The sequence below is a fragment of the Treponema sp. OMZ 805 genome (assembly GCF_050937395.1).
In the GTDB taxonomy this organism is placed as follows: Bacteria; Spirochaetota; Spirochaetia; order Treponematales; family Treponemataceae; genus Treponema.
Genome location: NZ_JACCLP010000021.1, coordinates 1 through 8726 on the forward strand (window position 1 = coordinate 1; position 8726 = coordinate 8726).

The following is an 8726-nucleotide window of genomic DNA, read 5'->3' on the forward strand; positions in this document are numbered from 1 at the left end:
TCTTGTTTATCCTGCATGAATTTTTGAATACTTGCAGGGTCTACCACATGTTTTACCGGTGCGCCGGTTGTCGTCATACCGATAAGGTTTTGAATATGGGTGTCAAGGATAGTAAAAAGGCTTTTTGAACCGTTTTTAATGGCTATTTTATCGCCGTTTACGATGACTTGCGCCTTACCGGTATCGATGGTGATTTTCTTTTCTTCGCTATTGGCGATGATTTTTAAGCCGTCCCCGTCGGTGATGACAAATTGCCCCGCCTTAAAATCATCCGCTTCGTATTCATCTGCCCAAACCCCTGCAATAAAGGGAAAAGCAACATTCCATCCGATAAACGAGACGATAACAATTTGTCCTGCGGGGGGAATGGCATACACGCCCCGCTTTTTCTTTCCCGCCCAGATAGGAGAAATCGGCACTTCTGCAATAATTTGATCAGTCTCCTCAAGCGTTCCTGCTGTGAGCACCTGCACATCGCAGGCATATTTATTCGCTCCTGCCCCTTCGTATGCTTTTATCACTTTTGCAAGCACGGGAGCGGCTCTATTCGGCAACAGTGCATTTAAAAGCGATGCAAGAAATTCCTGTCCGCTTTTCATGTGCAGCTCCCCCCAACATGCAGTATAAGGCGCGATACACCCTCCTGTACTGTTAAGTCCGTTCTGATAACTTCTTTTGAAACACCGTCAACAGTTACCTTCATGCTATGCCGAATCGGTAAGGGAAGCGTTTCAATCCAATCGGCGCTATGTGAAAAAATCGTTTCTTTTGTATTGAAGCAGAATGTTTTCCCTGTGTTTTTTCCGGTGTCTTTTGGCGTCCCAAAATGAAAGCAATCCTTTTCATCAAAGAAATAGGTAATATCTTTTGCACCGTGTTCTTCTAATGCATCAAGAAGTATATCCAGCACGAGGTGTGCCGATAGTTCTTTTGTCGAAAAGCGGGCAAGTTCCACATCAGGAACCGTGACCGATTTTTCACTCACCCCCGCCGCATCAAGAACATCACTGACAATACTTGATGCTTTTTCTTTCCGATAAGAAGCAGTAAACGAGGTGTGGCACAGTTTCCAGTAACCGTCCGTCAAAAAAAGTTTTCGATAATTGTCTATTTCCGTTGCGTTATACACGGTTCCGGTAAAATATAAATCTTTACTCTCTTTATCTGCAATGTATACTTTTATCGTGTCTTCTTTCTTTCCATCCTTTGAACCGGCCGGAAAATGAAGCGTTGCAAATACCGACGAGAATCCTTTTTGTGTTACAAGATTAAACCGACACGCCCGTGTATCGGTGAGTTGTCCGTTCAGTTCAACTTCAAGGGTCTGCCGGTGTATTATTTTATTGCTTGGCATATTGCGCCTCCAACTTTCCTAAGCCCGCCCGCGTTTTATCCGAGACCGGCGGGTCGACCGCTTTTACGGCCGCTCCTCCCGCTCCGCCGGTGATTCCTTTTTGCCCTTGAAAGCCTAATTGCCGGTCTTGACTTTTGCGGCTGACGCTGTCAAACTCATCAAAGCCGAGCGTACAGTGAATAATACGTTTTCCCCGTTCTTCTATAGATTTTAAATCGTTAAAAATAAAATCTTTTAAGCCCCATGCTTGAATATGCGGATGCTGCAAGGTATACACGCACGGCACCCCGTTCTTTTGCGCCTTGAACCGCTGCCTGACTTCTTTTAAGCAATCAAAGCGCGTAATATCGGGAGTAACGGTATCGGCGGTATACTTTGGAATATCAATTAAGATGAGCTTGATGGTAAGATCACAGTCAGCCCAGCCCGATATGATTTTCGTACTGCCTGATACGCCTTTCGTTGTAATGCTATCGACTAAAAGCGCATCGCTTACTTCGATGCTGTCCAGAATGGCAGGAAGCCACACCGCCTGTCCGTCTCCTACGATGCCCGCTTTGATAAAATTTTCCGCAGAGACTTTTTCGATGTACCGGTTAAACTCCGCAGCACGAGCGAGAATGGAAGGGTGGCTGTCACTGGGAAACGAAAAATCGGGAAGTCTCATACCGCTACTCCTTGTGCAACGGCAAATTCAAGCTGCCTGATAAAGTCAAAAAGCGTTTTGCAGTCATCCGCTTGCAAATAGACATTTTCTATTTTGAACGTCTGATTGGGTGGCGCAGCTTCTTTTTTCTCCTCTCTAAACAGCGGAATCGTTGCCGCGCTTTTTTGCACCATCGCTTCGCTAAACTGTACGTGCATATTCTCATGTGCATTTTCACTTAATGCACTATATCCGCCCGCTCCGGCTCCCATAAAGGCATCTGAAGCATTCGATGTAAGAGAGGAAACCGCCACACCTTTCCGGGCAGCGGCCGCCATGTGCTCCGCAGCAAGAGCTGCTCCGCCGTCATCATTTATGCCGAGCGCTTTTGCTCCTCCCATCGGTTTACTGCCGATTTGCTTTTGTAACCCTTGAATACTTGTGCTTAATTCTCCGGTGTCAATGCCGGTAAATTCCGTACTCGTTTCACTTTTAACCGTAACAGCTGCTTCAGAACCCATTTCTTCGGCGCTCTTTCCTTTCAGGCTGTTTCTAAATTCTTGAAGCTTATCAACGGCTGGCTGTAGATAAGAATCGACTCCCGGTATCTTTGCCAACAGTTCTATGAACCATTGTATCGGTGCGATAACCGCCGAAAGCATGAGCTTTCCTATCTGTAATAAAGCTGCGAGGATGCCGCCGTTTTGAAAGGCTGCCGTAACTGAATCCCACCCGCTTACCACTTCCGAGATTATTTTAACAATCAAGGCTCCTGCTGCAACGATGGCAAGTACCGGCCACAGGACTGCCCACATTGCCCCCGCTGTTGCCCAAAGAGCAGCAGCAAAGCCTGATTCCGCTGCCGTTGCGGTAAAGGTCGCGGTAATTTTAGCCCATAATGGTGCTATTAAGCTCATCAGTGAAGATCCGATACCCGTTACAGCATTTTTCAGCGTCCCTAATGTAGAACTAAAAAGTTTTGTAATGCCTCCGGCATTGCTTATGGTCGTGGTAAGGGTTACAAGTTGTGTCGCCGTATTAAGCACACCGCTTCCAAGCCGTAAGACACCGCCTGCAGCAATCCCTGCAAAGGCTGCAATCCGCTGAAATACTTCTCCTACTGGAGAATCCATCATTGGGGAGACAACATCCGTCAGGAAACTCGTCTGCATATCAACAAAAAAACCTTTGATTGCATTAATGTCATCACCTATTTTGATTTTAAGTGAATCGTTTATCGCCTGTAGCCTTCCTGTCTTACTTTCATACGATTCCGTTTGAATTGCTTGAGAGACTTCGGTAATACCTTTCATACTGGAGCCAAACTGTTTTGCAAAATCAGAATATGCATCTCCTGTCAATGCGATAACTGCCTGCATCGCTTCAGCTCGTCCCATCGCAGCGACCATTGCATCCTGATTACCGGCAAATGCCGATTGCACAATACGAGCCGATTCGGCAAGTCCGTATTCTTCAAGCATTGCAGAACCGGAAGAAATGCCGACTGATGCAAGAGCTGCGGAAAGTTCCTTACTCGGTTTTTGTAAGGCAATCATAAACGATTGTAATTTCGTTCCGGCTGTAGAAGCCGTGTCGGTTGTTGCGGTCATATACGCCATCGTGGAGCCGATTTCGTCAAAGCCGATGCCGACCGACGATGCGAGCCCTGAGATGGGAGACATGGCGGAAATAAATTCTTCCATACTGCCAACCCCCATACCGACCGCCTGTGTCATTACGTCAGATGCCCATGCTGCTTTTTGCGAAATATCCGCTTTCCGTTCCTCCTCAGTCGCCGCTTTGCTCACGGAAAAACCGTAGGAGTTCATAATCTTTACCAAGCCGTTCGTTGCCGTTCCTAAGTCAGCTTGACCGGCTTCTGCAAGAGAAATGGCATTCATCATAACAGGCATTTGCGCTTCAACATTCGTAATGCCTCCTGCAACATCGTTATACGCAGCAGCAACTGCAAGCGTCCCTGCTGCATTGCGCCCGCCTATGCGGTTTAGCTCGCTTCCGAGTTTTTCAATTTCATCTGAAGACATCCCCGTTATAGTTTGGATGTTTTTCATTGTCGATTGAAAACTTCCCGCAAGCTCTGATGGGGCATCCATCATCGACGTAATTTTACCGGCCAATTCATCGAACCTACCTGACATAAGCGATAAATCGCCTGCTAAATCGAACATGTCTTTGTTGCGGTTAATTTCTCCGATGGCATCTTTCATGCCTGCCATGCTGTTCTGTGCATTGGCAAATCCGCTTGAGAATGCATCTTTAAATTGGAGTGTTATCGATGTTACAAAATTCGCCATTACTTTCCGCCAAGAGCTTTTACAATCGCTTCCTGATAGACACCTACTTCAAAATCCCGCATAATGCGAGCCTCTTCGTATTTTTCCATCAAAAGCCGGTAATCCGCTTGCGACACATCTTCACCGAGAAACCGCCTGATAAACAGCCGGATTCTCGTAAAGGTGTTTACAGCTTCCGGCTTCGCACTGCCACGTTCGCTCCAAAAAAAGGGCTGATAACATCATCTACAAACCGGCTATAGGCTGCAGGATAATCCCGAAGCTGTGTAATGATTGGAGCCGGCTCAGGGTGGACAATCAGCGACTGAATAAGATTTAAGTTCGCTGTTATCGGATTTTTTTGCGCCGCTTTTGAATACGACTCCATATCTGCTATGACAGGCTTGCGGTAAATAAATTCAACTTGTTCCGTTGTATTTTCCGTTGTGGTAAAATCGATTGCCCCTTCAAATATCCCTTGCGGATATTTAGTTTTCAATTCTTCGATTTTTGCTTTTTCCAGTGTCATAAAAAACTCCTTGTAAATAAAATAATGTTGAGCGCTTCTAAAAACGGTTTTTATTGTTTTCAGAAGCCCCCGTATTATAGAAATGGAACGAAGGCGGTGATGCCATCGCTATTCATGGGCATCGTTTGCGGCCCTTCAATTGTGACGTTAAGGCTTGTGTCCCCTTTCGAGCCTTTGAAGTCTCGCTTGGTAAAGTGTACCAAAAGCGTATCCGTCACAGGCGGTTGTCCCAGATTGCCGTAACTTGCAACGACCGGAATAGGCGGCATGTTGTAAAATCCCCCTGATGCTGCACCAAAAAGATTGAGCTTATCATACTCAAACCGCTGAAGTTCCAACTTGCACGTTCCTTTCCATTCGCCGCGTCCAACGCCAAGCGGTAAATTATTTGTGCCGCAGATGACCTCATCATTCTTTTCATCTGAGTATTCAACGCTTTCACAACCTAAGATTAAGCCGGTCGGCAGCATCAGTTTGATTGATTCAAAATCATAAATTAATCCGTTTACCATTTTTCTCTCCTCTTACTGTGCTAAAGCCGGATTATCATAGGCTATTTCGTTTTCGATGTAGGATAATTTACCGAGCGGAACGATACGGATTTTCGTTATAAGCTTTTTTGTCGATAAAATATTTTGTCCCTTAGGAATGATGATATACCCGTGGGATATTTGCTTGTTCGTTTTCATCGTCTGTAAAGGAACTTCACCTTGTGTAATGAATATCTCCAAACCTTCGGGAGAACCGTCAGCACCGACATTGACGGCATCGTTCAAAAACGGCAGCTGCGCTACTCTTATCTCACGGCACGCTTTATCCATGACACGCCGGCGTTCCACCAAATCATAATCGCTTCCTTGTTCACTCATCATTTGTCCAGAGGTGATGTAAATACCTTTCAGTCCGATGATGGTTCTCACCGTTACATAGCCTGCGTTTTTCAACGCTTCAATGTGTCCGTCATTTATTCCGTCAGGTTTAATCGCTGTTGCGGCTGTTATGCTGCCGAATTTGACGGCATCCGGCCCCTCGTGGACTTTTCGCCCGGCAAGCATTCCGCAGTACACCCCGATAGCTCCGCGTGTATCAACCTGTCCGTTTGAGTCAGCCTCTTCGATCCAGCCTGCAACAACTTGCAAGCGAGTTGAGGATGTTACACCACGCTCCGCTCCGGTAAGCGCATTGACATACTCGTCTACTGTCTCATCTTCTTTTTTATAGCGGGCTTGCGCAATAAAAAAGAGATACTGATATACGCTTTCAGCACCTTTTGCCTGAGTTGCAAGAGCTGCCCAAAGCGCTGCATTGGAAACGCCTGCAACGGCAATCCATTCGATAGCTTTTTTTGCATCGATAATCGTATTGATTGCAGCAAGAATTTCGCCGTTCGTCGCTTGCGGAGCAGTCGTCGTAAACGTAAATCCATCCCCTGTTTCAAAGCCTTTATCAGCATGACTAAACTGCAGCGTAAGACCGGTACCCGGTATTTCGTATTTCCCGTCCCCGTCAGGAATGGTGATAGTCTTTCCGGTAAGACCGTCGATTGTTACACGGAATGTTCCTTCATTGAGCTTTCCGCTTGAGACAATAGCAACGCAGATGCTATATTCATTACGCGGCTTGCCGGTTACGGTAATTTTTCCGTCCCCTTGATTACCGCTTACTGCGCTCACGTTTGAAACAGTACCAGCCGTGCTTCCTTCAACGGCGATTGCGTACACCGTTGTTTTTGCAATCGATAAGGCACTGACGATAAGATCACGTAAGGGGCCGTCCCCTATTTTTCCGTCTACATCTTCTTTATCCGTAAAGGTAATGATGCCGTTTGAAGGAAGTGCTGCAACACCGACTGCTGCAAAAATACCGGTAGCATCCGCTCCGGCTACTCCCATCGCGCCGTCTTTAATAGTGTTGTTAATATTCGGTAAAGCCATTTTTTATCCTCCTATTGGAGCATTTAAAAAGGCGTTTACAGCCTTTTCAAACTCAGTTTTTTCAACCTTTTTTCCTGCTGCCCAGTTTTGCGCCTGCATCACCGCTTGAAAAACCGGAGCGGAAATCTGCAAATTTGCAGCATGTTCTTCAACGGCAAGAAATGTTGCCGATTCTTTTTTTATGTTCTTATCCATATCTTCTCCTCGTCTACCATTTAGGGATTTTGCATATCGGGGATTTCGGAAACTTGCACGAATGTCGGCACGATTTCCGCGTCCCCTGCAACCTCAACTTGGAACTCTACTTCCAAAATTGAGCAATACAGGTTTGACACGTTATCAGCAAAATCCGAATGCTCTTCACTGTTAATGAGGATACGCCCTACAAAATTGTCATAACTCCACCTGCGCGGAATGCGCGGTACGATTTTACTGAATACCTCATCAACCTCATTTTCTCCCTTTGCCCAGACGCCGATTAAAATCGGGATAATCCGTGTTCCCCGAATCCTCCGCTGTTTCAGTTCCCCCGTTACATCATCCCGATAACGAGCAAGACGTGCCGTGCGGTCATCAAGTCTGCCTGCTTGAGTAATGAGCGAAACAAGCGGCCATTTGCGCGTCATTACCTGCTTTGACTCATCTCCCCGATTCCTTACCACAGTTGCATCAGGAATCTCGGTGGTGATGCACATGTCAAGTAAATCTTTTGCTGCCTTTATCATCCCGTCCATCGTTTATTCCGCTCCTATTGCAATACCGAGTAGCTTTTTAATGGCAGGGTCGGAGAAAAAACTTTCTTGAAAATCTTTCGGCACGCCAAGAAATGGACGGGGCGGAATTTTCGAGCCGGGATGCTGTATGACTGCATTACCCCGCTTTATCGTATGTGCTTTTGTTTTTCCGCCCGTTTGATGTATACCGGCATACACAAGGTTTGAGCCGATAATGACAGAGCCGTCATCAAAAGCATGAAACGTAATTGATTTTTTTAACGTTCCTCTATCATTGAGGATAGGCGTTTTAGAGCCGGGTTTTGCAGCAAGCGGGCCGCGTGCTTTGCGCAGCGCTTCCCACTTATCTTTGCGTACCGGATCTTCTTGTTTTTTAAACGCTTCTGCCGTTACCGCTTCAAGCGCAAGCCCTGCAGCCTGCGCTATCCGTTTCAGGTCGCAGTGTGAAGCGCGATGTAATGCATCGATGATGTTCCGGTATTCCGCATCATCATCAAACCGGACTTCTATTGCCGCCTTGCTCATGTTAATATCCTTTCCAGTCCATACGAGTCATCGATACCGCTTGTATGTTTCCTGAAGGCGGCTTACTGCTGTTTTCATCGTAGCCGGGTATTTTGTATTTTCCTTGTGCAACCTTATCCAAATACCGTCTGGCAATATCCGCCTGTTCAACAACCGCTTTTCCGCCGGGATCGTTTTCAAGCATACCGGTGCTAATAATTAAAGAGGCACAGGCGATATCAACGCAGTATTTTTTTATTGTCGCTGGGGTACCGGCAAGCGGTACGGTATAACCGCCGGATAAAAGGTATCCGTCAATTTCCGCACTTGCATCGGCTATTGCTTTTTCTGCACGCTCTGCATCGACTGCACTCCATGCAGCAATACGCTCCGCTCCATAAGTGCTCTGTAAATCGGTCATGGTACAATAGGCCATACATCCCTCCTTTCTGCTACACGGCTCAGCAAAGCCGGCCGTTAAGCCGATGCATAAAAGGCTTAACATCAAAACAAAAAATCTTTTCATAACAAAACCTCCTGTTATTTTGAAAATCCTTTACAGGACTTCCTTGATGGTATAAATCAGATTTTTGCAGACAATTAATTCCGCAACATCATGAGCTACCTGTACATATTCGCCGCCGAGAATACCGCCGTCTTTTTCATCCCATGTTCGAACGACATAGCCTGAGTTATCCGCTTCGCGGTATTTTACTGCGACGGTTTTTCCC

The 8726-nt window shown here is 46.3% G+C and carries 11 protein-coding genes; all 11 read right to left on the minus strand.

All coding sequences use genetic code 11. The annotated features are described in order from the left end of the window. A partial coding sequence (locus HGH47_RS11750; protein WP_432912513.1) for a hypothetical protein occupies positions 1–599 on the minus strand: 599 nt, incomplete at its 3' end. After that, entirely contained in the window at positions 596–1354 is a 759-nt protein-coding gene (locus tag HGH47_RS11755) for a hypothetical protein (RefSeq protein ID WP_432912516.1), read from the minus strand. The genes HGH47_RS11755 and HGH47_RS11750, both read right to left, overlap by 4 nt. Further along, a complete protein-coding gene (locus HGH47_RS11760; RefSeq protein ID WP_432912519.1) occupies positions 1341–2021 on the minus strand; it encodes a hypothetical protein in 681 nt (226 codons plus the stop codon). Before HGH47_RS11760 ends, HGH47_RS11755 begins: the two co-directional genes overlap by 14 nt. After that, positions 2018–4315 (minus strand): phage tail tape measure protein, encoded by a 2298-nt coding sequence (locus HGH47_RS11765; RefSeq protein ID WP_432912522.1) that lies wholly within the window; start codon positions 4313–4315, stop codon positions 2018–2020. The genes HGH47_RS11760 and HGH47_RS11765 overlap by 4 nt, the downstream gene beginning before the upstream one ends. A gap of 166 nt (positions 4316–4481) precedes the next feature. Beyond that, positions 4482–4823, minus strand: coding sequence for a DUF6848 family protein (locus tag HGH47_RS11770; RefSeq protein ID WP_162664583.1), 342 nt, complete (start codon positions 4821–4823; stop codon positions 4482–4484). A gap of 74 nt (positions 4824–4897) precedes the next feature. Then, on the minus strand, positions 4898–5335 hold the full coding sequence (locus tag HGH47_RS11775) for a hypothetical protein (RefSeq protein ID WP_432912525.1): 438 nt from the start codon (positions 5333–5335) through the stop codon (positions 4898–4900). Between the two features lie 12 nt (positions 5336–5347). Next, complete coding sequence (locus tag HGH47_RS11780) at positions 5348–6757, minus strand: DUF2586 family protein (RefSeq protein WP_432912528.1); 1410 nt, start codon at positions 6755–6757, stop codon at positions 5348–5350. A 3-nt stretch (positions 6758–6760) separates the two neighbouring features. After that, positions 6761–6952 carry a hypothetical protein gene (locus HGH47_RS11785; protein ID WP_432912530.1) on the minus strand — a complete coding sequence of 64 codons (192 nt, stop codon included), beginning with the start codon at positions 6950–6952 and terminating at the stop codon, positions 6761–6763. Between the two features lie 20 nt (positions 6953–6972). Then, complete coding sequence (locus HGH47_RS11790) at positions 6973–7491, minus strand: hypothetical protein (RefSeq protein ID WP_432912533.1); 519 nt, start codon at positions 7489–7491, stop codon at positions 6973–6975. A gap of 3 nt (positions 7492–7494) precedes the next feature. After that, on the minus strand, positions 7495–8016 hold the full coding sequence (locus HGH47_RS11795) for a phage virion morphogenesis protein (RefSeq protein ID WP_432912536.1): 522 nt from the start codon (positions 8014–8016) through the stop codon (positions 7495–7497). A gap of 1 nt (position 8017) precedes the next feature. Further along, positions 8018–8521: a phage protein Gp36 family protein gene (locus HGH47_RS11800; RefSeq protein ID WP_432912539.1), complete on the minus strand. Its 504-nt coding sequence runs from the start codon at positions 8519–8521 to the stop codon at positions 8018–8020. Between the last annotated feature and the right edge of the window lie 205 nt (positions 8522–8726).